18 protein-coding genes and 2 tRNA genes are annotated in these 25,604 nt (G+C 61.7%); 6 read left to right on the top strand and 14 right to left on the bottom strand.

The features are described 5' to 3' along the window. Window positions 1-80: 80 nt before the first annotated feature. The 5 genes from M1E04_RS18535 to M1E04_RS18555 form a co-directional block, all read right to left on the bottom strand. On the bottom strand, window positions 81-455 hold the full coding sequence (locus tag M1E04_RS18535; protein WP_065986840.1) for a hypothetical protein: 375 nt from the start codon (window positions 453-455) through the stop codon (window positions 81-83). After that, window positions 452-808, bottom strand: a complete 357-nt coding sequence (locus tag M1E04_RS18540; protein WP_296313167.1) for a helix-turn-helix domain-containing protein — start codon at window positions 806-808, stop codon at window positions 452-454. The genes M1E04_RS18535 and M1E04_RS18540 overlap by 4 nt, the downstream gene beginning before the upstream one ends. Window positions 809-951: 143 nt before the next feature. Beyond that, window positions 952-1,401, bottom strand: a complete 450-nt coding sequence (locus M1E04_RS18545) for a YkvA family protein (protein WP_065986833.1) — start codon at window positions 1,399-1,401, stop codon at window positions 952-954. Between the two features lie 428 nt (window positions 1,402-1,829). Continuing rightward, window positions 1,830-2,618, bottom strand: a complete 789-nt coding sequence (locus tag M1E04_RS18550) for an FKBP-type peptidyl-prolyl cis-trans isomerase (protein ID WP_065986831.1) — start codon at window positions 2,616-2,618, stop codon at window positions 1,830-1,832. Between the two features lie 192 nt (window positions 2,619-2,810). Next, window positions 2,811-6,617, bottom strand: a complete 3,807-nt coding sequence (locus tag M1E04_RS18555; RefSeq protein WP_456291846.1) for a molybdopterin-dependent oxidoreductase — start codon at window positions 6,615-6,617, stop codon at window positions 2,811-2,813. Window positions 6,618-7,209: 592 nt separating this feature from the next. On the opposite strand from M1E04_RS18555, the gene nirB reads away from it, so the two are divergent. Further along, entirely contained in the window at window positions 7,210-9,771 is a 2,562-nt protein-coding gene (gene nirB, locus M1E04_RS18560) for a nitrite reductase large subunit NirB (protein ID WP_456291847.1), read from the top strand. After that, window positions 9,768-10,148 carry a nitrite reductase small subunit NirD gene (gene nirD / locus M1E04_RS18565; protein ID WP_296307017.1) on the top strand — a complete coding sequence of 127 codons (381 nt, stop codon included), beginning with the start codon at window positions 9,768-9,770 and terminating at the stop codon, window positions 10,146-10,148. Before nirB ends, nirD begins: the two co-directional genes overlap by 4 nt. Window positions 10,149-10,813: 665 nt before the next feature. On the opposite strand, the gene M1E04_RS18570 is transcribed toward nirD, so the two are convergent. Together M1E04_RS18570 and M1E04_RS18575 are read right to left on the bottom strand one after the other, a co-directional pair. Next, window positions 10,814-10,890, bottom strand: a tRNA-Asp gene (locus M1E04_RS18570). A gap of 19 nt (window positions 10,891-10,909) precedes the next feature. Further along, window positions 10,910-10,985 (bottom strand) — tRNA-Val (locus M1E04_RS18575). A gap of 159 nt (window positions 10,986-11,144) precedes the next feature. On the opposite strand from M1E04_RS18575, the gene rdgC reads away from it, so the two are divergent. Next, the gene (gene rdgC, locus M1E04_RS18580) at window positions 11,145-12,065 is read left to right on the top strand and encodes a recombination-associated protein RdgC (protein WP_065986824.1); all 921 of its coding nucleotides are present in this window, start codon (window positions 11,145-11,147) and stop codon (window positions 12,063-12,065) included. 81 nt (window positions 12,066-12,146) lie between these two features. Continuing rightward, complete coding sequence (locus M1E04_RS18585; RefSeq protein ID WP_456291848.1) at window positions 12,147-13,109, top strand: bile acid:sodium symporter family protein; 963 nt, start codon at window positions 12,147-12,149, stop codon at window positions 13,107-13,109. A 71-nt stretch (window positions 13,110-13,180) separates the two neighbouring features. Here M1E04_RS18585 and M1E04_RS18590 read toward each other — a convergent pair whose 3' ends face one another. Beyond that, window positions 13,181-15,052 carry an MFS transporter gene (locus M1E04_RS18590; RefSeq protein ID WP_456291849.1) on the bottom strand — a complete coding sequence of 624 codons (1,872 nt, stop codon included), beginning with the start codon at window positions 15,050-15,052 and terminating at the stop codon, window positions 13,181-13,183. A 142-nt stretch (window positions 15,053-15,194) separates the two neighbouring features. Continuing rightward, window positions 15,195-16,337 carry a TDT family transporter gene (locus tag M1E04_RS18595; protein WP_296307024.1) on the bottom strand — a complete coding sequence of 381 codons (1,143 nt, stop codon included), beginning with the start codon at window positions 16,335-16,337 and terminating at the stop codon, window positions 15,195-15,197. Between the two features lie 245 nt (window positions 16,338-16,582). Between M1E04_RS18595 and M1E04_RS18600 the strand changes: the two genes are divergently transcribed. Beyond that, window positions 16,583-20,056, top strand: a complete 3,474-nt coding sequence (locus M1E04_RS18600; protein ID WP_192132055.1) for a hybrid sensor histidine kinase/response regulator — start codon at window positions 16,583-16,585, stop codon at window positions 20,054-20,056. 29 nt (window positions 20,057-20,085) lie between these two features. On the opposite strand, the gene M1E04_RS18605 is transcribed toward M1E04_RS18600, so the two are convergent. The 3 genes from M1E04_RS18605 to cysK form a co-directional block, all read right to left on the bottom strand. Then, complete coding sequence (locus M1E04_RS18605; RefSeq protein ID WP_065986811.1) at window positions 20,086-20,940, bottom strand: DMT family transporter; 855 nt, start codon at window positions 20,938-20,940, stop codon at window positions 20,086-20,088. A 460-nt stretch (window positions 20,941-21,400) separates the two neighbouring features. Continuing rightward, window positions 21,401-22,339, bottom strand: coding sequence for an aspartyl/asparaginyl beta-hydroxylase domain-containing protein (locus tag M1E04_RS18610; RefSeq protein WP_369319721.1), 939 nt, complete (start codon window positions 22,337-22,339; stop codon window positions 21,401-21,403). 158 nt (window positions 22,340-22,497) lie between these two features. Further along, complete coding sequence (cysK, locus tag M1E04_RS18615; RefSeq protein WP_065986807.1) at window positions 22,498-23,472, bottom strand: cysteine synthase A; 975 nt, start codon at window positions 23,470-23,472, stop codon at window positions 22,498-22,500. A 126-nt stretch (window positions 23,473-23,598) separates the two neighbouring features. Here cysK and M1E04_RS18620 point away from each other — a divergent pair, with 126 nt between their 5' ends. Continuing rightward, window positions 23,599-24,672, top strand: coding sequence for a DUF748 domain-containing protein (locus tag M1E04_RS18620; protein ID WP_456291850.1), 1,074 nt, complete (start codon window positions 23,599-23,601; stop codon window positions 24,670-24,672). Between the two features lie 103 nt (window positions 24,673-24,775). Here M1E04_RS18620 and M1E04_RS18625 read toward each other — a convergent pair whose 3' ends face one another. Together M1E04_RS18625 and M1E04_RS18630 are read right to left on the bottom strand one after the other, a co-directional pair. Further along, window positions 24,776-25,306 carry a hypothetical protein gene (locus tag M1E04_RS18625; RefSeq protein WP_456291851.1) on the bottom strand — a complete coding sequence of 177 codons (531 nt, stop codon included), beginning with the start codon at window positions 25,304-25,306 and terminating at the stop codon, window positions 24,776-24,778. Then, the gene (locus M1E04_RS18630) at window positions 25,303-25,533 is read right to left on the bottom strand and encodes a DUF4160 domain-containing protein (protein WP_172611112.1); all 231 of its coding nucleotides are present in this window, start codon (window positions 25,531-25,533) and stop codon (window positions 25,303-25,305) included. Before M1E04_RS18630 ends, M1E04_RS18625 begins: the two co-directional genes overlap by 4 nt. Between the last annotated feature and the right edge of the window lie 71 nt (window positions 25,534-25,604).

The following is a 25,604-nucleotide window of genomic DNA, read 5'->3' on the forward strand; positions in this document are numbered from 1 at the left end:
CCCGAGTACAACACTAGCCAGGTGGGAGCGAGCTTGCTCGCGAAGGCGACAGTTCGGCATACCTCGGATCAGAAGATGCTCTACTCCGGCTTTACCGGCTGCGCATACTCGAATTCAAACACGCGGGCCACTTCCGAGGCGTGCCAGGACGCTGCAGCGATGCCGTCAGAGGGTCCGGAGAAACGGCCGAGGCGTTCGACGCATTCAAAGAACCCGGTGCGAGGCAGACGGCTGGCGCCCTGACTGATCACCAACGAACTGCGCAATGGCTGCTCGGCGCGGGCGTCGAGGGCGGCGAGGTGTTCAAGGGCGGCAGTCAGGGTTTGCATGGCGGGGGTGGGTAACTGCAACCGCTCAAGCAACGCGCGATAGGTCACCAGATGACGCTGACGACGGGCCAGGTCCAGTTCGGCGAGCAGCCCGTCCCAGTGCTGGCGACTGATGCGCACGCTCATGCCTCACCCCGCCAGCCCGCGACGCCCAGCTCCCACGCCAGACTCCGGCGAATGGCCGCGTCCGGCTCACGGGCGCCGCTCTCAATCAGGTCCAGGTAAGAAGGACTGATGCCGACCGTGCGCGCCAGTTGCGCCACTGCCAGGCCCTTGGCCTCGCGCAATGCACCCAACTGAGATAAAGAAGGCAGGTCTGCGGCGGATGAGGACTGTTCAGACTCGGCCTGGATGTGGGTAGCCGCCTCTGGCTCCGGGCCAGGCGCAACACCTGCGGCGCGCAACAGGGCCTGATACTGCGCCCATGGCAGCACCGCATATTCCGGCTCTCCATCGCGCGAAATAATCTGAAGATCCATAACGCTCCCCTGTAGGACTAAACACGCTTTTACGCAGTCTTTTTCTAAGTATGGGCGGCATCTTAACAGCGGTTGGCTACGACTTGGGTGTGGGGATCACTGCAGCACTGGCGACGGAATGGATGAGCTGCACCAACCCGCGTTCAAATCTTTTTCTCGTGCTCCAGCAGGACAGGCGTTGCCGGCAAACGCTCGACCACCGCGAGCTTCTCCGGGTTCTGCAATTCGCGCCAGGCACGGAATGCGCTGAGCTCGGCTTCGAGGTGCTTCATGACCCAAGCCAGCACGGCGATGTCGTCCAGCATACCCAAGCCGGGGATCCAGTCAGGAATCGCATCCAGTGGGCTGAGGAAATACATCAGACCGGCCACGATAGAGAGAATCGCCTTACCGCTGATAGCGCGATATTCCCCGCGCCAGTAGGCCAGGCACAGCGCTTGAAGCAGTTTCAAATCGTCTTTGATCTTGCCCAGCCGACCGCCCTCACTGGCGGTTTTACCTGCAACGGCGAACAGCAACGCGGGCAGGCGACCTGCGGCCATCAAGCGCTTGGCCATGGGCAGATAACGAATGAGATTCCAGGGTGCTTTCATATCCACTCCACGATTACCGATAAAAATCGACATTCCGGCTGACTGCGTAAGCCGCAGTCGCCTGCTGACGCGTGTGCGGGTTCCGCCCCCAAAGGTTATCCACACAAATTGTGGATAACCTTGTGAACAGACCCGCTTTTCGGGGTCGGAACGCCCGTTCTATAGGGCCCGGCCTTAGATCGCGCGTTTTTTACACACATAAAAACCCGCGAAAATCGTTGACTCACTGGGGCGGTGGCGCTAGCCACAATCCAATGAGCACCGCGATGAGCGCCCCGCAGCCTCCGACAAATCCCGGCTTAAAGCCCGTTGACTGACCGACATGGGACTCTGCCCGTCCATGCCGGTTCGATGAAATAGGCCCGGAAATGAAAATGCCCCGTCGAGACGGGGCATTTCTTTCAAGCGGTAACCGGACTTACGAACGATTACTTCTTGGCGGCTGGCTTGGCCGGTTCGGCGGCCGGGGCAGCCTCTTCTTCTTCATCAGCGCCGGCGGCAGCATCATTGGCGCCTGCAGCAGCAGGGTCCTTGATGCCCAGCAGTTCGAGGTCGAAGACCAGAACCGAGTTCGCCGGGATCATTGGGCTAGGGCTCTGTGCGCCGTAGGCCAATTCGCTAGGGATGTAGAGTTTGACTTTCTCGCCGACGTGCATCAGCTGCAGACCTTCGACCCAGCCCGGGATCACGCCGCTGACCGGCAGATCAATCGGGCTGCCACGTTCAACAGAGCTGTCGAACACTTTGCCGTCAGTCAGCTTGCCTTCGTAGTGAACGGTCACGACATCAGTCGGCTTCGGTACTGGACCGTCGGCTTTCTTGATGATTTCGTATTGCAGGCCGGAAGCAGTCGTGGTGACTTCCTTACGCTTGCCGTTCTCTTCGAGGAACTTCTTGCCGGCGGCTGCCGACTCTTCGCTCATCTTGGCCATGCGCTCTTCAGCGCGCTTTTGCAGGTCGCCAAATGCTGCAACCAACTCTTCGTCTTTGAGCTTCTGCTCTTTCTTGCCAACGGCGTCTTCGATACCCAGCGCTACCGCTTTGGAATCCAGATCGTCCATGCCTTCCTGAGCCAGGCTTTTGCCCATGTTCAGGCCGATGCCGTAAGAGGCTTTCTGGGCCGGGGTTTTCAGCTCAACGGTGCTGGCTTGCTTGTCGCAGCCCGCGAGTACCAGACCGACCAGGGCAATCGCCGCTGCCAACCGATGCTGTTTCATTCTGTTTCCTTGTTCATGCGCCAATAGGGCAAACGAGTAAAGCCGCGAGCTTATCAGGCTGCCGCGATCAATGGCTACCGGCATGAGAGGGAGAAAAGGCAGATAAGTTCAGGTATCCAAAGGTTTTCTTGTTTGATCGAGAAATTCGTTCAGTTGGGGTTCAGGGGACAGCCACGGGGGGAGAGAACGGCGCTAATACACGTCGCGCACATAGCGCTTATGCTCGGTCAGACAGCGAAGCTGTTCGGCCGCCTTTTCCAGGCTGACGCCGCCCTGTTCGCTGATCACACGACGCAGCGCCTGATCGACATCCCGCGCCATCCGCGAAGCATCGCCGCAGATGTACAGGTGCGCGCCCTCCTCCAGCCAGCGCCAAAGTTCGGCGCCCTGTTCCTGTATGCGCTGTTGAACGTAGATTTTCTCTGCCTGATCCCGGGAAAACGCCAGGCTCAGCCGAGTGAGCAGGCCGTCCTGCTGCATGCCTTGAAGCTCGTCGCGGTAATAAAAGTCGGTGGCCTGATGCTGCTCGCCGAAGAACAGCCAGTTCCGGCCCCGATCGCCCCGGGCGCGCCGCTCTTGTAAAAACGCTCTGAACGGCGCCACACCGGTGCCCGGACCGATCATGATCATCGGCACATTGCCATCGACCGGCGGGCGAAAATGCCGCGTAGGCTGCAGGAAAATCGGCACCTCGCACTCGCCCGCACGATCCGCCAGAAAGGTCGACGACACGCCTTTGCGCGATCCATAGCGCACCGCGGAAACCGTCAGGTGAACTTCATCGGGATGCGCTTTGGCGCTCGACGCGATGGAATAAAGCCGCGGCTGAAGGGGCTTGAGATGATCAAGCCATTCCTGCGCAGAGCAGGCGATGGGAAACTCGCGCAATACGTCGGCCAACTGCCGGCCCCACAGCCAGTCCTTAAGCTCGCTTTTGAAGGGTTCGGTCAGCAGGGTTTTCAGATCGTTGCTGCCGTTACGCTCGGCGATGAACGCCAAAGTGTCTGCGCCAGGTCGCGCAATCTCGAACTGCTCGGCCAGCGCCTGACACAGCGGCACGTCGCCAGCCTTCACGCCACGCACCGGTTGCTCGGCGTTCAGACCCGTAAGCTCGAGCCACTCGTTCACCAGTTCAGGGCAATTGCGCGGCCACACCCCCAACGCGTCGCCGGCTTCATAGGTCATTCCTGAACCTTCAAGGGTCAATGCCAGTTGCCGCGTGTCCTTGGCGGCGCCCTCCGCATTCAGTCGCCGGTTGAGCGACACCCTGGCGTGATGGGGCTGTGTCCGTGAAGGCTGTCGCCCAACAACCGGGGCGTTGTCAGTGATTGAAGGGGTAGGAAGATTCAGCGACAGCGCCTGCTGCAACCCGGTGAACCAGCTGTCTGCGTGGGCCTGGTATTCGCCGTCGCAATCGATTCTGGGGAGCAGTGACGAAGCGCCCAGGTGCTGCAGGCGCTGGTCGAGGTTCTTGCCGTGCTGGCAAAAACGGTCGTAACTCGAATCGCCCAGCGCCAGCACGGCATAGCGCAAAGATTCCAGACGTTCTTGCCGGGCAGCCAGTGACTGCCAGAACCGTTGCCCGTTATCGGGTGATTCGCCGTCGCCGAAGGTGCTGCTGATCAGTGCGACGTTCTGCAGTTGGTCAAGACACTCGCCGGGGAAATTGTCCATCGCCGCCACGTGAACGGGCACGCCGGCAGTCTTCAACCGGTCGCCGAACTGCCGGGCCAACGCTTCGGCATTGCCGGTTTGTGATGCCCAGAGCAGCGTCAAAAGCGGCGCCTGGTCAGGTGCTGTCTGCGTCTCGGTCTCAGCTTGGGGCAAATCAAGGAAGCGATGCCCGATCAGCTCGACCTTGCGCAAGGCGACCGCACAACACTTGAATTCGGGCTGGCGGGAGATCGGGTCGACGGCGTCGTTGGTCACGGCGTTAATCGCCAGCTTTTCGCCATACACGTCATTCCAGTGAAAGGGCGCGAAGCAGTTGCCCGGCAGCACGCGGTCGCTGATCACCGCAGGCAACACCGCCAGGCCTCGTACGGAACGGATTTCCACGCCATCGCCTTCGCGGATGCCCAGCGCAAGGGCATCGTCGGGGTGCAGCTCGACGAACGGATGGGCATTTAGCGCGTTCAGTGTCGGGACTTTCCCGGTCTTGGTCAGGGTGTGCCACTGGTGTTGCAGGCGGCCGGTGTTGAGCACCATCGGAAATGCATCGTTGGGCAGTTCAGCGGGAGGCATGTGCGGACGTGGGAAAAATACCGCTTTGCCGTTTGCGGTGGGAAAGACAATCGCCGGGCGTGCTGGTGTGCCCCGCTCGACGGGCCGCGCGTTGATCTCGCTGAGGTAGCGAATCGGATTGCGCACGCGCTCGTCATCGGGCGCGCACGGCCACTGCATCGGTTGATCCCGAAGCCGCCCATAGCTGGCGCCGCGAATGTCGTAGCCCGTGGCGGGGTTCCACGCCTGTTTGATTTCCTCGAACACTTCCTCCGCCGAGGCGTAACTGAAGGCGTCGGCGAAGCCCATTTCACAGGCGACCCTGGCGATGATCTGCCAGTCCGGCAACGCCTGGCCCGGTGCATCGACGGCTTTCTGTGTCAGGTTTAGATTGCGTTCGGAATTGATCATCACCCCTTCCGCCTCAGCCCAGAGCGCGCCCGGCAACAAGATGTCGGCGTAGCGATTGGTCTCGGTGTCGAGGAAGGCGTCCTGGGTGATGACCAGTTCGGCGGTCTTCAGGGCGTCGATGACCGTGGTGCGGTTGGCAACGCTGGCGACCGGGTTGGTGCAGATGATCCAGCAGGCCTTGATCACGCCCTCGCGCATCTGCTCGAACAGGTCGATGGTGCCGCCGCCGGGCATGTGCGGGATGCTGCCCTCCGGGATGCGCCAGAGGTCTTCGATGAAGCGGCGGTCGGCGTCTACCAACACCGAGCGCTGTCCGGGAAGTCCCGGGCCCATGTAGCCCATTTCCCTTCCGCCCATGGCATTCGGTTGCCCGGTCAGGGAAAACGGACCGCTGCCGGGCCGGCAAATCGCCCCGGTCGCCAAATGCAGATTGCACAGCGCATTGGTGTTCCAGGTGCCGTGGGTGCTCTGGTTCAGGCCCATGGTCCAGCAACTCATCCACTCGGGCGCCGCGCCGATCATCCGCGCAGCCTGACGAATGTCGGCTTCGGCCAGGCCGGTGATCTGCGCGACGTATGCGGGCGCGTACTCGGCGAGGAAGTCGGGCATAACGTCCCAGCCCTGGGTGAACGAGGCAATGAAGTCGGCATCGGTGTCGCCGTTCTTCACCAGCAAGTGCAACAGCCCATTGAGCAGCGCGAGGTCGGTGCCCGGTTTGATTTGCAGGAACAGGCCGGCCTTGTCGGCGGTGGCACTGCGCCGGGGGTCGACGACGATCAGCTTCGCCCCGGCCTTGACCCGGTCCATCATGCGCAGGAACAGGATGGGGTGACAGTCGGCCATATTGGCGCCGATCACAAAAAACAGGTCGGCCTTGTCTAAGTCATCGTAGGACCCGGGCGGGCCGTCCGCGCCCAACGAGAGCTTGTAGCCGCTGCCCGCGCTGGCCATGCACAGCCGAGAGTTGGATTCGATATTCGCCGTGCCCACGAAGCCCTTGGCGAGCTTGTTGGCCAGGTATTGCGCCTCCAGAGACATCTGCCCCGAGACGTAAAACGCCAGTGCGCCGGGACCGTCGCGATCCAGAATCCCACGCAAGCGCCGGGCGGTTTCGCTGATGGCGGCGTCCATTTCCGCGCGCACTGGCTCGTGGCTGCGCTGATGGCGGATGTAGGCGGACTCCATCCGCCCCGACTCGGCAATCGCCTGGCCGCAGGTGGTGCCTTTGGTACACAGTCGGCCGAAATTGCTCGGGTGCGTCTTGTCGCCGACGACCTTGATGACCCGGTTGTCCTCGACCTGCATGACGATGCCGCAACCGACGCCACAATAAGGACACACGCTCTTTACGCTGCTGCTTGCCATATTCCGTTTCCTGAAAGCAAAAAAAGACGCCCTGTTCTCATCCGTTGGAAAACGGAGAGCACACGGCGCCTTTGTCGTGAATATGGCAATCGGCGTTGATTGCCTGTGAACGGGATATTGCAAACAGCAGGCCAGCCTGGCCGTGGAACGTGCAGCGGGCGGTTTCAGCGAAAGTTGCTCACCCGATCAATGGGCGTTGAGCTTCACCGTGGGGCGCATCAGCTTAAATCGCACCCTTTTCGAGCCGGAACCGTTCGCTATGGAGGGCGATGAGATCGAATAACGATCACGCTTCCGGCCCGTCAAACCTGCGCGTCTGGCCGGAAAGAAGCGGGGCCGGCGCGTCGATATTCCCACTGGCACAGCCATTGCTAAGTCCCTTATCAAGTCCAGCCTGAACACGCGGTTGGCAGCCCTGGCCGGTCAACGCGGACCGCCAGCCGTTCGCGGCGTCGGGCTCACCAGGTTGGCGTCGACACTGTGGTCGCGCGGCAACCCCTAAAAGAACAGGCAAAGGCGCCTGGAACCGAGAGGTTCCGGGCGCCTTTTTTTTGCTTTCGAAAAACCTGATTGGCCTTGGCCGGGACTCGATATGAACACCACAGTCGCCCCACTCAACGACGTCCAAACCCTGATCGTCATCGGCAACGGCATGGTGGGTCACCACTGCGTCGAGCAACTGATCGCCGCCGGCGCCCTCGAGCGCTATCGCATTCATGTGTTCGGTGAGGAAGGCCAGCGCGCCTACGACCGCGTGCATCTGTCCGAATACTTTGGCGGTCGCGACGCCGAGTCACTGGCGATGAGCGCTGCTTCTTTATATGAGCAGACCGGGCTTGCGCTGCACCTGGGTGTGCCGGTGCTGGAAATCGACCGGGCGCGGCGCGAAGTGATCACCGCCAAGGGCAGCTTCGGGTACGACAAGCTGGTGCTGGCGACGGGTTCCTATCCTTTCGTACCGCCCATCGAAGGCGCTGAAGGCCATTCTCGGCTGGTCTACCGCACCCTGGACGACCTCGACACCATCCGCGCCGCCGCCAGCCAGGCGAAACGCGGCGTGGTGGTTGGCGGGGGGCTGTTGGGACTGGAAGCGGCCAACGCGCTGAAGTCCCTGGGCCTGGAAGCCCACGTGGTGGAATTCGCGCCGCGCCTGATGCCGGTGCAGCTGGATGACCACGGCGGCGCCGCCCTGAAGGCGCGCATCGAAGCGCTGGGCGTGGGCGTGCACCTGTCCCGCGCGACGCAATCCATCAGCGCGGGGGAGGAATACCTCTACCGGATGAATTTCGCCGGCGATGAATTCCTCGAAACCGATCTGATCGTCTTCTCTGCCGGCATACGCCCCCAGGACGCCCTCGCCCGCCAGTGTGAACTGGCGCTGGGCCCGCGCGGCGGCATCGCCATCGACGAACATTGCCGCACCAGCGACGCCGACATTTTCGCCATCGGTGAGTGCGCCGCCTGGAACGGCAGCGTTTTCGGCCTCGTCGCGCCGGGTTATCAAATGGCGCGCAACGTCGCCGCGCAATTGTGCGACCTGACCGCCGAGCCATTCTTCGGCGCTGACATGTCCACCAAACTGAAACTGCTCGGAGTCGATGTCGGCTCCATCGGCGATGCCCACGGCGCGTTGACGGGCGCGCGCAGCTACCGGTTTATCGACGAGGCCACCGGCAGTTATCGCCGCCTGGTGGTGTCCGCCGATGGCAAAAAGGTGCTCGGCGCCGTGCTGGTGGGCGACAACAGCTATTACGACACCTTGCTGCAATACGTGCAGAACGGCATCAAGCTGCCGGCCGATCCGTCCAGCCTGATCCTCCCCCACAGCGACGGCGCGCCGACGCTTGGCGCCGATGCCCTGCCCGCCACGGCAACCATTTGCTCGTGCCACAACGTCAGCAAGGCCTCGATCTGCTCGGCCATCGACGGCGGCTGCACGGACCTCGCCGGGCTCAAGGCCTGCACAAAGGCCGCCACCGGTTGCGGCGGTTGTGCAGCGCTGCTGAAGAGCGTGTTCGAGCACGAGCTGATCGCCCGCGGCGTCACCGTCGATAAAAGCCTGTGCGAGCACTTCCCCTTCACGCGTCAGGAGCTGTACGCCTTCGCCCGGGTGGAAAACATTGAAAGCTTCGACGAGATGCTGGCCCGCCACGGCAAAGGCCATCTGGGTTGCGACATCTGCAAGCCCACCGTCGGCTCGATCCTCGCCTCGTGCTGGAATCGGCCGATCATGGAACCGTCGCTGGTGCCGTTGCAGGACACCAACGACACGTTCATGGCCAACATGCAGAAGAACGGCACGTACTCAGTGGTGCCGCGCATTCCTGCGGGGGAAATCACTGCGGACGGTTTGATCGCCATCGGCGCGGTCGCAAAGAAATACGACCTGTACACCAAGATCACCGGCGGCCAGCGCATCGACCTGTTCGGCGCGCAGTTGCACGAGCTGCCGGACATCTGGGCCGAGCTGATCGCCGCCGGGTTCGAGACCGGCCATGCCTACGGCAAATCGACGCGGACGGTGAAGTCCTGCGTCGGCAGCACCTGGTGCCGTTACGGCGTGCAGGACAGCGTGCAAATGGCGTTGACTATCGAGGACCGCTACAAAGGCCTGCGTTCACCCCACAAGCTGAAGTTCGCAGTGTCCGGCTGCACCCGCGAATGCGCCGAAGCCCAGAGCAAGGACATCGGCGTGATCGCCACGGAGAACGGCTGGAATCTCTACGTGTGCGGCAACGGCGGCATGCGCCCGCGCCACGCCGAGCTGTTCGCCACCGATCTGGACGACGAGACGCTGATTCGCTACATCGACCGCGTGCTGATGTTTTACATCCGCACCGCTGACAAGTTGCAGCGGACGTCGGTGTGGCGCGAGTCCCTCGAAGGCGGGCTGGATTTTCTGAAGGCCGTGGTGATCGATGACAGCCTGGGGCTGGCAGCTGAACTGGAGGCGCAGATGCAGTTGGTGGTCGACCGTTATGAATGCGAGTGGGCGAATGCGCTGAAGAGCCCGGAGAAACTCAAGCGTTTCCGCACGTTCGTCAATGACAAGGGCGCTGACCCGGACATTCATTTCGTCAAGGAGCGCAGCCAGCGTCGTCCCGCTCGCGCTGAAGAGTTGAATCTGATTGCTGCTGTGGAGGTTTCACGATGAGCCAGGCCAATGCGGCTGTGAGGGAGATGCCAAAAGCTCAGGTGTGGCGCGCGGTGTGTGCGCGCGAGGATCTGGTGCTGAATTCCGGGGTGGTGGCGCTGGTGGGCAATGCGCAGGTGGCGCTGTTTTTTGTGGCCTCGATTGGCGGCGCGCCGCAGTTGTTTGCGGTGGACAATCGCGATCCGGTGACGGGGGTGAATGTGATGGGTCGGGGGTTGGTCGGCAGTTTGGGCGGGGACCTTGTGATCGCTTCGCCTCTATATAAGCAGCGTTACCGGCTGGTGGATGGCACGTGCCTTGAAGACGCAGCGCTACGGCTGCGGACCTGGCCGGTTCGGCTGGTGGGGGATGTGGTGGAGGTGGGTCTAGGGGACTGATTTATTTACAGCGCTTCACCGTAAATTAATCTGTCCCCGAGTGCGCGGTGCGGCTGAGAGAAGGTCAAGAGCGTCTGCCTAACGGCAGACATTTCGCCTTCGGCGAGTTACTTGGAAAAGTCGAAAGTCGCACCATCCCCAAGTAACCAAGGGTACCTGCTCCTGGTTGGGCCCCTCCTCCGTCGGGGTTCCCTCACTCCGGTCTCGCTCCGTGGGCCCGCGCCGAAGGGACATCCATGTCCTGACGGCGCTCTCGCGGCATCCATGCCGCTCGGCCCACTGCGCGAGACCTGCGTTCAGCCTGCACCCAAGTCGCGATTGGCGGTGTCTGGACTTTTTGCGTTTGAAGATCAAAGACAGAGCTAAAAAGCAGATCGAAGGCTTCCCGGCTAAAGCCGGTCCTACGGAACTACGCGCTGCTTTTAGTGGGACCGGCCTCAGCCGGGAAGAGGCCGGTGTGAGCACCATCAGGCTTGCGGGCTATGAATCGTTGCATTGGATGCACGCGCTGCTTTTCGTAGGACCGGCTTTAGCCGGGAAGAGGCCAGTGTGGACACTGGTCACCTCAGATCAGCCGCGCCCACCAAATCGCAGGCACAAAAAAAGCGACCCTAAGGTCGCTCTCTTTGTCGTTACGAGGAGTTCAAGGGCCTCGTAACTCAATATGGCGCAGCGGACGGGACTCGAACCCGCGACCCCCGGCGTGACAGGCCGGTATTCTAACCGACTGAACTACCGCTGCGCGTAACACTTGAAACGAATGGTGGGTGATGACGGGATCGAACCGCCGACATTCTGCTTGTAAGGCAGACGCTCTCCCAGCTGAGCTAATCACCCTTCGCTTCGGTGTGGCGCGCATTCTACGGAGCGATCAAAAAGCTGGCAAGCACTTTTTGAAATAAATTTTATAATCCTTCCAAAGGCTTACATCAGGGTTGGCCGCAGGGTCGCAGCAGCGAATAATGCCCCCCTTTGTATAAAGGAGAGATGTACCCCATGTGGTTCAAAAACCTGCTTGTCTATCGCCTGACCCAGGACCTGCCATTTGACGCCGAGGCGCTGGAAACCGCGTTGGCGACCAAGCCTGCACGTGCCTGTGCCAGCCAGGAGTTGACCACTTACGGTTTCATCGCCCCGTTCGGCAAGGGCGAAGACGCGCCACTGGTGCACGTCAGCGGTGATTTCATGCTGATCTCGGCGCGCAAGGAAGAACGCATCCTGCCCGGCAGCGTGGTCAACGATGCATTGAAAGAGAAAGTCGAAGAGATCGAGACCGAGCAGATGCGCAAGGTCTATAAGAAGGAACGCGATCAGCTCAAGGATGAAATCATCCAGGCCTTTCTGCCCCGCGCCTTTATCCGTCGCTCAGCCACGTTCGCCGCCATCGCCCCCAAGCAGGGCGTGATTCTGGTCAACGCTTCCAGCCCGAAGCGCGCCGAAGACCTGCTGTCGACCCTGCGTGAAGTGGTCGGCTCGTTGCCCGTCCGCCCCGTGACTGTCAAAACAGCGCCAACCGCTGTCATGACCGAGTGGGTCAAGACTGGCGAGACCGCCGAGCACTTCTTCGTGCTGGACGAATGCGAACTGCGCGACACCCACGAAGACGGCGGCGTTGTGAAGTGCAAGCGTCAGGACCTGACCAGCGACGAGATCCAGCTGCACCTGAGCACCGGCAAGGTCGTCACTCAGCTGTCGCTGGCGTGGCAGGACAAGCTGTCGTTCGTGCTGGACGACAAGCTGGGTATCAAACGCCTGAAGTTCGAAGACCTGCTGCAGGATGAAGCCGAGCAGAACGGCGGCGACGATGCGCTGGGTCAGCAGGACGCCAGCTTCACCTTGATGATGCTGACGTTCGGTGAGTTCCTGCCGCAATTGATGGAAGCACTGGGCGGCGAAGAGATTCCCCAGGGGATCTGATTTCGCCCACTGACGCAGGGGCCGGCTTGCTGGCTCCTTAGCGTCTGCATCCCCTTCATACCCATAAGAAAGGAGCAGGCCATGCGCGCCCTGTCTGCGTTGAGTCGTTTTGTCGGTAATACCTTCGCGTACTGGGTGCTGCTGTTTGCCGTGCTGGCGTTCCTGTTCCCGTCCTGGTTCATTGGCCTCAAGTCGTACATCGTGCCGTTGTTGGGGCTGGTGATGTTCGGCATGGGCCTGACCCTCAAGCTCGATGATTTTTCTGAAGTCGTGCGCCACCCCTGGCGCGTGGCTCTGGGGGTGGTCGCGCATTTCGTGATCATGCCCGGCGTGGCCTGGCTGCTTTGCCAGCTGTTTCACCTGCCACCGGAAATCGCCGTAGGCGTGATTCTGGTCGGCTGCTGCCCGAGCGGCACATCGTCCAACGTCATGACCTGGCTGGCGAAAGGTGACCTGGCGCTGTCGGTGGCCATCGCCGCCGTCACCACCCTCCTCGCCCCGCTGCTGACCCCGGCGCTGATCTGGCTGCTGGCCTCGGCGTGGCTCCCGGTGTCCTTCATGGAGATGTTCTGGTCGATCCTGCAATTGGTGATGCTGCCGATCGTGCTGGGCGTCATCGCTCAACGCCTGCTGGGCGCCAAGGTGAGCTTTGCCGTCGACGTGCTGCCGCTGGTGTCGGTGGTGAGTATCGTGATGATCGTCTGCGCGGTGGTGGCAGCGAGTCAGGCGAAGATTGCCGAATCGGGACTGCTGATCATGGCCGTGGTGATCCTGCACAACAGCTTCGGCTTTTTGCTGGGCTACTTCACCGGCAAGCTGTTCAAGCTGCCGCTGGCCCAGCGCAAATCGCTGTCTCTGGAAGTCGGCATGCAGAACTCAGGCCTCGGTGCCGCGCTGGCCGCCGCGCACTTTTCGCCACTGGCGGCGGTGCCAAGCGCGCTGTTCAGCGTCTGGCACAACATTTCCGGTGCGTTGCTTTCGACGTACTTCCGCAAGATGACCCCGGATGCGGTGGTTGCGGAAGAGAAGCCAGTGGTGGGTTAATCAGCCGGGGAGCTGGCTCAACCTGCAGTCTCCCACACCTATTCGGACAGCTCGAAACATCCGGCTTCCGGCTAACGCACCGCCCCCCGTAACTCCGCCACCCGCTCGCGCACCAGCGCCGGTTGCGACTCTTCACCCGTCAATGCCGGCCCGGCCACCAACGTCACGCGCGACCACAGCCGGCGGAATACGCCCTTGTTCGGGTCGCGGCTGAAGAAGCTGCCCCACAACCCCTGCAAAGCCATTGGAATCACCGGCACGTCGGTCTCCTGCAAGACCCGGGTCATGCCGCTTTTGAAGGTGTCGATCTCGCCGTCGGTGGTCAGCTTGCCTTCCGGGAAGATGCACACCAGCTCGCCTTCCTTGAGGTAATGGGCGATGCGTTCGAACGCTGTGTCGAACACCGTCTTGTCCTCCTTGATGCCGGCAATCGGGATCGCGCCCGCCGTGCGGAACACGAAATTCAGCACCGGCAGATTGAAGATCTTGTAGTACATGACGAAGCGGATCGGCCGGCGCACCGAGCCGGCGATCAACAGCGCGTCGACGAACGAGACATGGTTGCAGACCAGCAATGCCGCGCCCTCATCCGGAATCAGGTCGAGGTCGCGATGCTCCACGCGGTACATGGAGTGGCTGAGCAGCCAGATCATGAAGCGCATGGTGAACTCGGGCACGATTTTGAAGATGTAGGCGTTGACCGCGATGTTCATCAGCGACACGACGAGGAACAGCTGCGGAATCGACAGTTTCGCCACGCTCAGCAGGATGATCGAAACGATCGCCGAGACCACCATGAACAGCGCGTTGAGGATGTTGTTGGACGCAATGACCCGCGAGCGTTCCTTCTCCGGCGTCCTTGACTGGATCAGCGCGTACAGCGGCACGATGTAAAACCCGCCGAAGACGCCGATGCCGAGGATGTCCAGCAACACCCACCACGCTTGCCCGTAACCCAGAATCGCCAGCCAGTTGTTGGCCTGCACGTTCTGCGGGAAATCACCGGAATGCCACCACAACAGCAGGCCGAACACGGTGAGGCCCATGGAGCCGAACGGCACAAGGCCGATCTCCACTTTGCGCCCGGACAGTCGCTCGCAGAGCATGGAACCTGCGGCGATGCCGATGGAGAATACGGTCAGAATCAGGGTGACGACGGTTTCATCGCCGTACAGAAAGTCCTTGGCGTAGGCCGGGATCTGCGTCAGATAAATCGCGCCGACGAACCAGAACCACGAGTTGCCGACGATGGAGCGCGACACCGCTTTGGTCTGCCCCAGGCCGAGTTTCAGGGTGGCCCAGGATTCGCTGAAGATGTTCCAGTTCAGGCGCATGTCCGGCGAAGCGGCCGCTGCCGGCGGAATGCCCCGGCTGGCGAGATAACCCAGGCAGGCCACCGAGACCATCGCTGCCGCCACGATGGGCGCGTAATGGGTCGCCGACATCATGACCCCGGCGCCGATGGTGCCGGCCAGGATCGCCAGAAACGTGCCCATTTCCACCAGGCCGTTGCCGCCCACCAGTTCGTTTTCATGCAGGTGCTGCGGCAGAATCGAGTACTTCACCGGCCCGAACAGCGCCGAGTGGGTGCCCATGGCGAACAGTGCCGCCAGCATAAGCGACAGGTGATTGAAGAGAAAACCGGTGGCCCCCACCACCATGATCACGATCTCCAGGACCTTGATCATGCGGATCAGTTTGTCCTTGGGGTATTTCTCGCCAAACTGCCCGGCCAGCGCCGAGAACAAGAAGAACGGCAGGATGAACAGCAAGGCACAGAGGTTGACGTAGATGGAGCGGTCGCCGTCGATGCTCAGCTTGTAGAGAATGGCGAGGATCAGCGACTGCTTGAAGATATTGTCGTTGAACGCCCCGAGGGACTGGGTCACGAAAAACGGCAGAAAGCGCCGCTTACCCAACAAACTGAACTGCGACTGACTCATCTTCCCTGGTCCTGAGTGGCGCCGGTGCCGGCTTACGGATGGGAACGCCGAACGGCAGTTCCGGGCCACATTGAAGACGACACCGGCGGCAAAGTCGAGCATGCGCTCCAACGGATAGCCCGTTAGAGCGCGCGAGCGTTGTTTACCGTGAGGCAGCGATGCACGGCGAAACGAACAGCTTGCCGTTATAGGCGCCGCTCAGGGTGCGCTTCATGATCATCAGCCACAGGGCTGCCAATGCAGCGACGAGCAGGCTGCCGAGGGCTGAAAAGAATCCCAGATGAAGTACAGCGCCCAGTTTGAGGGTGGTCAGCGCGAACACACCCAGCGGAAAGGTAAACCCCCACCAGCCCAGGTTGAACGGGATGCCGTTGCGCAGGTAGCGCGCGGTGATCAGCAGCGCCATCAGGCACCACCACACGCCGACACCCCATAAAATCACGCCGCCAATCAGGCCAAGGCCCGAGGCGATTTCGCCGACGCCGGGCAAGCCGTTGGCCTCGAAGATCAGCGGCGAATCGGCGCCCAGCACGATCAGCCCGAACGCACCAGTGCTGATCGGCCCGAGGGCCAGCCAGCTCGACGCGGCCATGCTTTCGTGGGGCAATTTGTGCAGGGCCATGCGCAGCAACAGGATGGTCAGGATGCTGAACGCCACCGGCACCGACATCGCCCACAGCACGTAGCTGGTGATGAGCACGCTGAATTGGCTGTGACTGTCGGCCAGATGCGGCGCCAGCAGCCCGCCGCTCACCGCCGCCACTTCGCAGGCGACAAGGGGCAGAAGCCAGACGGCGGTCATCTGATCGATGCGGTGTTCCTGGCGGGTGAACATCAGAAACGGGATGAGCACGCCGCAGGCCAGAGACATCGCCACGTCCAGCCACCACAACAGCTCGGCGAACGGCAGCACGGCATCGCCCCAATGCGGCAGGCCGAAGGTGAGCAACCCGTTAATAAGGGTCGCCAGGCCCATGGGAATCGTGCCGAAAAACATCGACACCGTGGAATGCCCGAACACCCGCCGCGCCTCGTCGAAAAACATCACCCAGCGGGCGATATAGAGCGCACTGAAGGTCAGGAACAGGACGATGTTCAGCATCCACAAGGCTTCGGCCAGCTGGAACAGACCGGGGATGGTCACCGGAAGCTGCACCAGCACCGCCGAGAGAATGCCAGTGCCCATGGTCACGGCGAACCAGTTGGGGGTGAATTGGCGGATGACTTCCCGAGGGTGACTCAGTTGGCTGAAGGGTCTTTGCGGGATGAACATGGCGTGGGTCATGGCGGGCTCCTGTCCTCGTGTGAGGTGGTACCCATAGTAGGACGGCAGCTGATATCGAATAAGCGGGTAATTTAGCTATACCTCATAGATTTCCCCGATATGGAGGCCACAACCGTTCTGCGCCCCTGCGACACCGCGCCGCTCAGACCTTGGTCGTAACAGACGAACCCCACGCGGCGTGCGAGACTGTCCGGCCGGCGAGGGATCGCCACCGAAACCGCTAGCCGCTTGCCTCCGGAGTTCCCATGTCGCTGTCCAGCGGGCTGATCGCTGCCGTCGCCCTGGCCTATATGGCCATCATGTTCGCCATCGCCTTTTACGGTGACCGTCGCAGCACCCCGCTGCCGCCGCGCCTGCGCGCCTGGGTGTACAGCCTGTCGCTGGCGGTTTACTGCACCAGCTGGACGTTTTTCGGCTCGGTCGGCCAGGCGGCCGAACAACTCTGGTCGTTTCTGCCGATCTACCTCGGGCCGATCCTGCTGTTGCTGCTGGCGCCCTGGGTGCTGCAGAAAATGGTGCTGATCAGCAAGCAGGAAAACATCACGTCCATCGCCGACTTCATCGCCGCCCGCTACGGCAAGTCGCAAACCCTCGCCGTCGTCGTCGCGCTGATCTGCCTGATCGGCGTGCTGCCCTACATCGCGCTGCAACTCAAAGGCATCGTGCTGGGGGTGAACATTCTGATCGGTGCCGGCGCCGACGCCACCGGCACTCGCGCCCAGGACACCGCGCTGATCGTGTCGCTGGTACTGGCGCTCTTCACCATCGTCTTCGGCACGCGCAATCTCGACGCCACCGAGCACCACCGCGGCATGGTCCTGGCGATCGCCTTCGAGTCGCTGGTCAAGCTGTTCGCGTTTATGGCCGTCGGCGCGTTCGTGACGTTTGGCCTGTACGACGGCGTGGATGACCTGTTCAACCAGGCCATGCTCGCGCCGCGCCTGGAGGAGTACTGGAAAGAAACGGTCAACTGGCCGTCGATGGTGGTGCAGACCGGCGTCGCCATGATGGCGATCATCTGCCTGCCCCGGCAGTTTCACGTCACCGTGGTGGAGAACATCGAGCCCGAAGATTTGCGCCTGGCCAAATGGGTGTTCCCTGCCTACCTGCTGCTGGCAGCCGTTTTCGTGGTGCCGATTGCGCTCGCCGGGCAGATGCTGCTGCCCGCCTCGGTGCTGCCGGACTCATTCGTGATCAGCGTGCCGCTGGCCCATGCACACCCGGCGCTGGCGATGCTGGCGTTCATTGGCGGCGCATCGGCCGCCACGGGGATGGTCATCGTCGCCAGCGTCGCGCTGTCGACCATGGTCTCCAACGACATGCTGCTGCCGTGGCTGCTGCGGCGCAAAACCGCCGAGCGTCCGTTCGAGGCGTTCCGCCACTGGATGCTCTCGGTGCGCCGGGTCAGCATTGTGGTCATCCTGCTGCTCGCGTACGTCAGCTATCGACTGCTGGGATCGACTGCGAGCCTAGCGACCATCGGCCAGATCGCCTTCGCCGCCATCACGCAATTGATGCCGGCGATGATCGGCGCGCTGTACTGGAAGCCGGCCAATCGACGCGGTGTGTTCGCCGGGCTCGCTGCCGGGGTGTTCATCTGGTTTTACACGCTGGTGCTGCCGATCATCGCCCACAGCATGGGGTGGTCGCTGAGCAGTTTTCCGCTGTTGGCATGGCTGCACAGCAACCCGTTCAATCTGCCGATCAGTCCGCTGACCCAGGGCGTGGTCCTGTCGATGATCGGCAACTTCGCGTTGTTTGTGTGGGTCTCGCTGCTGTCGCGAACCCGCGTGTCGGAACACTGGCAGGCGGGCCGTTTTATCGGTCAGGAATTGCAGGCGCGGCCCAACAACCGCTCGCTGCTGGCGGTGCAGATCGAAGACTTGCTCAAGCTCTCGGCGCGTTTTGTCGGCGAAGAGCGCGCGCAGCAGAGCTTCATCCGCTTCGCCTACCGCCAGGGCAAAGGCTTCAACCCCAACCAGAACGCCAACGGCGACTGGATCGCCCACACCGAACGCTTGCTGGCGGGGGTGCTGGGCACGTCGTCGACACGGGCGGTGGTCAAGGCGGCGATTGAAGGCCGCGACATGCAACTCGAAGACGTGGTGCGCATCGCCGACGAAGCCTCCGAAGTGCTGCAGTTCAACCGCGCCCTGCTGCAAGGCGCCATCGAAAACATCACCCAGGGCATCAGCGTGGTGGATCAATCCCTGCGACTGGTGGCCTGGAACGCGCGCTATCTGGAGCTGTTCAATTACCCGGAAGGCCTGATCAGCGTGGGACGGCCCATCGCCGACATCATCCGCTACAACGCCGAGCGCGGTTTGCTCGGGCCTGGTGAAGCGGAGGTGCACGTCGCCCGGCGGCTGCACTGGATGCGCCAAGGCCGCGCACATACGTCCGAGCGGTTGTTTCCCAATGGCCAGGTGATCGAGCTGATCGGCAATCCGATGCCCGGCGGCGGCTTCGTGATGAGCTTCACTGACATCACCGCCTTCCGCGAGGCCGAGCAGGCGCTCAAGGGCGCCAACGAAAGCCTTGAGCAGCGCGTGGCCGAACGGACGCGGGAGCTGTCGCAGTTGAACACGGCGTTGACCGAAGCCAAGGCCCATGCGGAAGCGGCCAATCAGTCGAAAACGCGCTTTCTCGCCGCCGTCAGCCATGACTTGATGCAGCCCATGAATGCCGCGCGTTTGTTCTCCGCTGCCCTGCTGCACAACGATGACAATGTGCCGGCGGAAGCGAAACAGCTGATCCATCATCTGGACAGCTCGCTGCGTTCGGCCGAAGACCTGATCAGCGACCTGCTGGATATTTCGCGTCTGGAGAACGGCAAGTTCACGCCGACCATCACGCCGTTTGCGCTGAATAATCTGTTTGAAACCCTCGGTGCCGAATTCAAGGCCCTCGCTCAGGAGCAGGGCCTGGACTTCCGCGTGCGCGGCAGCACATTGCGTGTGGCCAGCGACGCCAAACTGCTGCGGCGGGTGCTGCAGAACTTCCTGACCAATGCGTTTCGTTACGCCAAGGGGCCGATTCTGCTGGGGGTGCGGCGCCGTAACGGGCAACTGAGCCTGGAAGTGTGGGACCGGGGGCCGGGTATTCCCGAGGACAAGCGGCAGGTGATTTTCGAGGAGTTCAAGCGGCTTGACAGCCATCAGACCCGCGCCGAGAAGGGCCTGGGTTTGGGACTGGCGATTGCCGACGGCTTGTGCCGCGTGCTCGGTCACTCGCTGGAAGTGCGTTCGTGGCCGGGTCAGGGCAGCCTGTTCAGCGTTACGGTGCCGCTGGCGCCTGCGTTGCCGACGCCGGCCGCTGCGCCGACTGAACCTGTGCGCGCCGCGCTGAACGGCACACAAATTCTGTGCGTCGACAACGAAGACAGCATCCTGATCGGCATGAACAGCCTGCTGAGCCGCTGGGGGTGTCAGGTCTGGACGGCGCGCAATCGCGAGGAATGCCAGACGCTGCTCAGCGACGGCGTTCGCCCGCACCTGGCCTTGGTGGATTACCACCTGGACCACGGCGAGATCGGCACCGAACTGATGGCGTGGCTACGCACGCAATTGGGTGAGCCGGTCCCCGGCGTCGTCATCAGCGCCGACGGCCGCCCGGAGCTGATCGCCCAGGTACACGCCGCCGGCCTGGAATACCTCGCCAAACCGGTGAAACCCGCAGCGCTGCGGGCATTGTTGAGTCGGCACGTGCGGCTGGGTTGACCCTGACCGCAGCCTCGGGACGGTTGACGCTATTCAACCTTCCTGAACACAAACACCAACCCCACCACAATCAGCACCATCCCCAGCAAACTCACCAGCGCGAGGCGGTTGCCGTAGATCAGGTAATCCATGATCGCGGTGACGCCGGGCACCAGGTAAAACAGGCTGGTGACGTTGACCAGATTGCCCTGGGCGATCAATCGGTAGAGCAGGAACGTCGCGAGCACCGACACCACCAGCCCCATGTAGAGCACCGGCACGTAGAAGCCGATGCTGTGCTCGAAATGAAAGGGCTGAAACGGCACGAACACCGCACATACCACCGTCCCCGCGAGGTATTGCACAGGCAGCGTGCCGAGGGGGTTGTCGGTGATGCGTTTCTGCATGATCGAACCTCCGGTCATGCTCAACATGCCGAGCACGCCGAACGCCATGCCGGCGAGCGATCCGCCGTCGCCGATACCTTTCCAGACCACCAGCACCAGACCCGCCAGCCCCAGACCAAGGCCAAACATGCGGGACGTCGAACGGCTGCGCTCGACCAGCACGGCCGTGAGAATCGGTTGCACGCCCATGATCGTGGCCATGACGCCGGGCGCGACTTTCAGGTCCAGCGCCAGCAGGTAGCAGATCTGATAAGCCCCCAGCAGCACAGCGCCCGTCAGCAACGCGAAGCCCATCGAAGCTCGTGTAGCGGGAAGCTTGTAACCCAACGCGGGGATCAGAATCGCCAACGCCACAAGCGCCAGCAGGAAACGGAACAGTAGAAATGCAAACGGTGAAGCGTGGGTCAGGCCCCACTTGGAAACAATCGCGCCGCTGCTCCAGAGCAGGACGAAAAGCGTCGTCGTGGCCATCGAGGCCAGGGCTTTATGAGCAAACATGAGTCACCTGTGATTCAGACAGAATCGGACCCGGCACGTACCGGATTCACGGAAGTTTTGCGGGCGTTTGCAGGCCTGGACCGACAGCGTTTAGGCGGTCGATCAGCCGAGCACAACGACCCCTGGCGGTGCAACAGCGCACACGACAGGACTATTCACAGGTGGGGGTGGCGGGTAACGCGTGATGAAGACGAGTTGCAGGCAGTCGCGCGGTTCCGCAACAGCGCGAGCCGTGGCGGATAAAGCAAACCGGGTGCTGGATGCAGGCATCGTGCTTATCTTCTGAAAGGGAAGGACTGGATGACGCCAAGTGGGGCGGCAACGAGGCCGACTATAACCAGCGACCGGTGCCTTGTGCAATGTCATAAGTCGACGTCGTTGACAGCTCCAACGCGGAACTGCCAGGACAGCAAAAAGCGCCGCCGCGCAGGGTGCGACAGCGCTCGACAAAACCGTTTGTTCAGCCGAACAGCCAGCAGCCCAGCAGCGTCAGTACGACCACCGCCAGCACCGGACGAAGGATGCGATACGCCTTGGGGTTGGCGCGTTTGAACTGCTTGACCTTGCCGCTGAAGCTGTTGCTGAAGCGTTTGCTGAAGGCATACGCCTGATTGATCCCGCCGACGCGTTCGTCATCGGTGTTCTGCGGCGCAGTGGCACGGCCCAGAAACGCGCTGACGCGGCGGTTGACAGCGGTCATGAAGCGATTGCTCAGCGGTCGCTCGATGTCGCAGAACAGAATCACGCGGGTGACGTCGGTTTCGTTCTTGACCCAGTGCACGTAGGTTTCGTCGAACATCACGTCATCACCATCGCGCCAGGCATACACCTGACCGTCGACAAAGATGCGGCAATCGTCAGAGTTCGGCGTCGACAGGCCCAGGTGATAACGCAGGGAGCCGGCGAACGGGTCACGGTGCGGATTCAGGTGGCTGCCGCCGGGCAATAGAGCAAACATTGCGCCTTTTACGTTGGGAATACGGCTGACCAGTTCAACCGTCTTCGGGCACAGCGCCTCGGCGGACGGCAGCGGCTTGTCGTACCACTTGAGGTAAAAACGCTTCCAGCCCTTCTTGAAGAACGAGCCGAAACCCGCGTCGTTGTCCTTGGCGGCGGCACGGATATAGCCCTCGTCGAACAGGTGCATGGCTTCGTCGCGGATGGTTTCCCAGTTGTCGCGCAGCACGTCCAGCTCAGGAAACTTGCTGCGGTCCAGGTACGGCTTTGAGGGCACGCTGGAGAACAAATACATCAAGGCGTTATAGGGGGCGAACAGTGCGGAGTGATTCACGAACTGGCGCAATACCGGCAAACGCGCCTTGCCGCGCAAATGCACGTACAGCGTGCTGCCGACAAACAGCAGCAGAATCGCCGCTTTGACAGCAAAAGAAAGGGTCATGAAACTCTCCTTGAAACAGGGCCGAACCGCGCGGCCCGAAGCTTACGCCGCTGAAACCGCCGCCGGATGATCTGGGACAATCTTCCGGCGGGTTTCGAATGGCGGCCATCATAAGCTTTAGTCCGCCGGGTAAAAAGCCGAAGCCGCGGCGCACACGATTATTGCGTCAGCTCGCGTTCAGTAAACAGGTCGCTGAAGAGCATGCTCGACAAGTAACGCTCACCAGAATCCGGCAGCACCACCACGATCGTCTTGCCCTGCATTTCCGGTTTCTCGGCCATTCGCACCGCTGCGTGCATGGCCGCGCCGCAGGAGATACCGCAGAGAATCCCCTCCTCCTGCATCAGCCGCAGGGCCATGGCCTTGGCTTCTTCATCACTGACCAGCTCGACGCGGTCGACAATCGAGAGGTCGAGGTTCTTCGGGATGAAACCCGCGCCAATACCCTGAATCTTGTGGGGGCTGGGTTTGATCTCTTCACCGGCCATCGCCTGGGTGATGATCGGCGAGCCCATGGGTTCGACGGCCACCGAGATAATCGGCTTGCCCATGGCGTTTTTGATGTAGCGCGAGACGCCGGTGATCGTGCCGCCCGTGCCGACGCCTGCGACCAGCACGTCGATGGCGCCGTCGGTGTCGTTCCAGATTTCCGGTCCGGTGGTCTTCTCGTGAATGGCCGGGTTGGCCGGGTTCTCGAACTGCGCCGGCATGAAGTATGTGGCAGGGTCACTGGCGAGCAACTCTTCGGCCTTGGCGATGGAGCCTTTCATGCCCAGCGCCGGCTCGGTCAGCACCAGTTCGGCGCCCAGGGCCTTGAGCACCTTGCGCCGCTCTATACTCATCGAGGCCGGCATGGTCAGGGTCAGCTTGTAGCCACGGGCTGCGGCGACGAACGCAAGGCCGATGCCGGTATTGCCGGAGGTGGGTTCGACGATGGTCATGCCGGGCTTGAGTTTACCGCTGCTTTCGGCGTCCCAGATCATGTTCGCGCCGATCCGGCACTTCACGGAATACCCCGGATTACGCCCCTCGATCTTGGCCAGAATGGTGACCCCGCGCGGCGCGATGCGGTTGATCTGCACCAGTGGCGTGTTGCCGATGGAATGGGCGTTATCTGCGTAAATACGGCTCATGACCGGGTCCTTGTGCAGGTTTGGAAAAGCTCAAAGCCTATGCCTTGAGCCGGTGCAACGTCCAGTCGAAGCGAACCGATCACATCGCCAGCAGTCAACAAAGCTACGTTACTGGAGGGTGGAGACATGAAACGTCGTTACAGCTGGCCGTTATGGACAATTGTTGGCTTGGTGGTGTTGCTGATCGCAGTCCACATCGCACTGCCCTACGTGGTGCGCAATTACCTCAATGAAAAACTCGCCGACATGGGCGACTACCGCGGTCAGGTCACCGACGTGGACCTGGCCCTGTGGCGCGGGGCGTACCGCATCAACGGCCTGAAAATCGTCAAGGTCGATGGCAAGGTGCCCGTGCCTCTGCTGGATGCGCCGGTCATCGACCTCGCCGTCAGCTGGCACTCGCTCTGGTACGACCATGCGGTGGTCGCCGAGGTCGCGTTTGTCAGCCCTGAACTCAACTTCGTCGACGGTGGTCCGGACAAGCGCCAGTCCCAGACCGGTGCCGGCACTGACTGGCGTGCTCAGTTGAACAAGCTGCTGCCGATCACCCTCAACGAGCTGCGCATTCAGGACGGCAAGATCACGTTCAGCAACTTCAATTCGACGCCGAAAGTGAAAATCGATGCCGACAACATCAACGCCAGCATCTACAACCTGACCAACGTCGAAGACAAAGCCGGCAAGCGCGATGCCCGCTTCGAGGGCAAGGCCATGCTGCTGGGCCATGCGCCACTGGAAACCACCGCGACCTTCGACCCGTTCAGCCTGGAAGATTTCGACTTCAAGCTGCGCGCGACCGGTATCCAGCTCAAGCGCCTGAACGACTTCGCGTCGGCGTATGGCAAATTCGACTTCAACGCGGGCGACGGCGATGTGGTCATCGAAGCCCAGGCTACCAATGGCCAGCTCAGTGGCTACATCAAGCCCCTGCTGCGTAATGTCGATGTATTTGACTGGCAGCAGGACGTCGAGAACCAGAACAAAGGCTTCTTTCGCTCGATCTGGGAAGCGGTGGTCGGCGGCAGCGAAACGGTGCTCAAGAACCAAGTGAAGAACCAGTTCGCCACCCGCGTCGAACTCAGCGGCAGTGTCCACAAACAGGACATCAGCGCGTTTGAAGCGTTTTTACAGATCCTGCGCAATGCCTTCGTGAAGGCGTTCAATACCCGCTACGACAGTGGCAAGAGCGAGGCGAAATAAACGCAGCGTTTTGACTGGCGCATCCCTGTAGGAGTGAGCTTGCTCGCGAAGCGTTTAGTCAGCGATGACCTTGATCGCTGACACGCCTCCCTCGCGAGTCAGCTCACTCGCCACTTTCGGCTGCCCCCTTGTCAACGCGGTTCTCTTTGGCAACTCCATAGGCCGCACGCTTCTCGGCCAGCAACACACCGTTCTCCGCCTGATTCTGCAATGCATCCCACCCCAGACACGCCAGCGCCAACGTGCGCGGTGCGGCCTCGCTGCCGTTGGTGTAGCGGGTGATGCTTCGCGTGCTGACGCCCAGTGCCTCGGCCGCCAAGGCCAGCGGCAACCCGGTGCGCGCGCGCCAGCCGATGAAGATCCGTGTGTTCTCGTCGGTGGCAGCCTGCGCCTTGGCGTCCAGGTAAAGAGTGTCGGCGCCGATCTGGATGTCGGGCCCGGCCCACTCCACGGTCCAGCCGTCGTCGCCGATCTGCGCCTGCTTGAACACGCTCGGATCCTTGAGCGGTTGCAGCCCCCCGATTGCCGCGATGTCGCCGCTCAGGTCGAGGACGTACGTCACGTCGTTGATGAATGTCAGCGCCAATTTTTGATGAGCCAGCGCCTCTGCGGTTTTGAGGCGTGGGCGTTTCATGGATGCCATCGTTTCCATTCCTCCAGTAATTCTGTTTGGTGGGCCCTTACCCATTCGAGCGCCTCCCTGAGTACGGCGGCCGGGGCGTGGCCGAGCATGGGTTCAACCAACTGCAGACAGATCAACACATCCAGCCCGCCACCGGTGAGGTGCACGTGAGGCGGCAGGTGGTCCTTTTCCCGCAGTTGAATTCTGTATTTGTCCCTGAATCTGTATTTGGTCGACATGGCCTGCAAGGTATAGCTATTTTGGCGATACCTCAATGAAAGTTACAATTTTCTGCCCGGTCAGACCGTGA

The organism is Pseudomonas sp. AK106 (genome assembly GCF_053903055.1).

What these genes read in the sequence shown, in the direction of transcription:
- rdgC (WP_065986824.1), top strand. Translation starts at nt 11,145, where the DNA reads ATGTGGTTCAAAAACCTGCTTGTCTATCGCCTGACCCAGGACCTGCCA.
- M1E04_RS18610 (WP_369319721.1), bottom strand. Translation starts at nt 22,339, where the DNA reads ATGACCCTTTCTTTTGCTGTCAAAGCGGCGATTCTGCTGCTGTTTGTC.
- M1E04_RS18600 (WP_192132055.1), top strand. Translation starts at nt 16,583, where the DNA reads ATGTCGCTGTCCAGCGGGCTGATCGCTGCCGTCGCCCTGGCCTATATG.
- M1E04_RS18630 (WP_172611112.1), bottom strand. Translation starts at nt 25,533, where the DNA reads ATGTCGACCAAATACAGATTCAGGGACAAATACAGAATTCAACTGCGG.
- M1E04_RS18550 (WP_065986831.1), bottom strand. Translation starts at nt 2,618, where the DNA reads ATGAAACAGCATCGGTTGGCAGCGGCGATTGCCCTGGTCGGTCTGGTA.
- M1E04_RS18555 (WP_456291846.1), bottom strand. Translation starts at nt 6,617, where the DNA reads ATGGCAAGCAGCAGCGTAAAGAGCGTGTGTCCTTATTGTGGCGTCGGT.
- nirD (WP_296307017.1), top strand. Translation starts at nt 9,768, where the DNA reads ATGAGCCAGGCCAATGCGGCTGTGAGGGAGATGCCAAAAGCTCAGGTG.
- M1E04_RS18595 (WP_296307024.1), bottom strand. Translation starts at nt 16,337, where the DNA reads ATGACCCACGCCATGTTCATCCCGCAAAGACCCTTCAGCCAACTGAGT.
- M1E04_RS18585 (WP_456291848.1), top strand. Translation starts at nt 12,147, where the DNA reads ATGCGCGCCCTGTCTGCGTTGAGTCGTTTTGTCGGTAATACCTTCGCG.
- M1E04_RS18605 (WP_065986811.1), bottom strand. Translation starts at nt 20,940, where the DNA reads ATGTTTGCTCATAAAGCCCTGGCCTCGATGGCCACGACGACGCTTTTC.
- M1E04_RS18625 (WP_456291851.1), bottom strand. Translation starts at nt 25,306, where the DNA reads ATGAAACGCCCACGCCTCAAAACCGCAGAGGCGCTGGCTCATCAAAAA.
- cysK (WP_065986807.1), bottom strand. Translation starts at nt 23,472, where the DNA reads ATGAGCCGTATTTACGCAGATAACGCCCATTCCATCGGCAACACGCCA.
- M1E04_RS18620 (WP_456291850.1), top strand. Translation starts at nt 23,599, where the DNA reads ATGAAACGTCGTTACAGCTGGCCGTTATGGACAATTGTTGGCTTGGTG.
- M1E04_RS18545 (WP_065986833.1), bottom strand. Translation starts at nt 1,401, where the DNA reads ATGAAAGCACCCTGGAATCTCATTCGTTATCTGCCCATGGCCAAGCGC.
- nirB (WP_456291847.1), top strand. Translation starts at nt 7,210, where the DNA reads ATGAACACCACAGTCGCCCCACTCAACGACGTCCAAACCCTGATCGTC.
- M1E04_RS18540 (WP_296313167.1), bottom strand. Translation starts at nt 808, where the DNA reads ATGGATCTTCAGATTATTTCGCGCGATGGAGAGCCGGAATATGCGGTG.
- M1E04_RS18590 (WP_456291849.1), bottom strand. Translation starts at nt 15,052, where the DNA reads ATGAGTCAGTCGCAGTTCAGTTTGTTGGGTAAGCGGCGCTTTCTGCCG.
- M1E04_RS18535 (WP_065986840.1), bottom strand. Translation starts at nt 455, where the DNA reads ATGAGCGTGCGCATCAGTCGCCAGCACTGGGACGGGCTGCTCGCCGAA.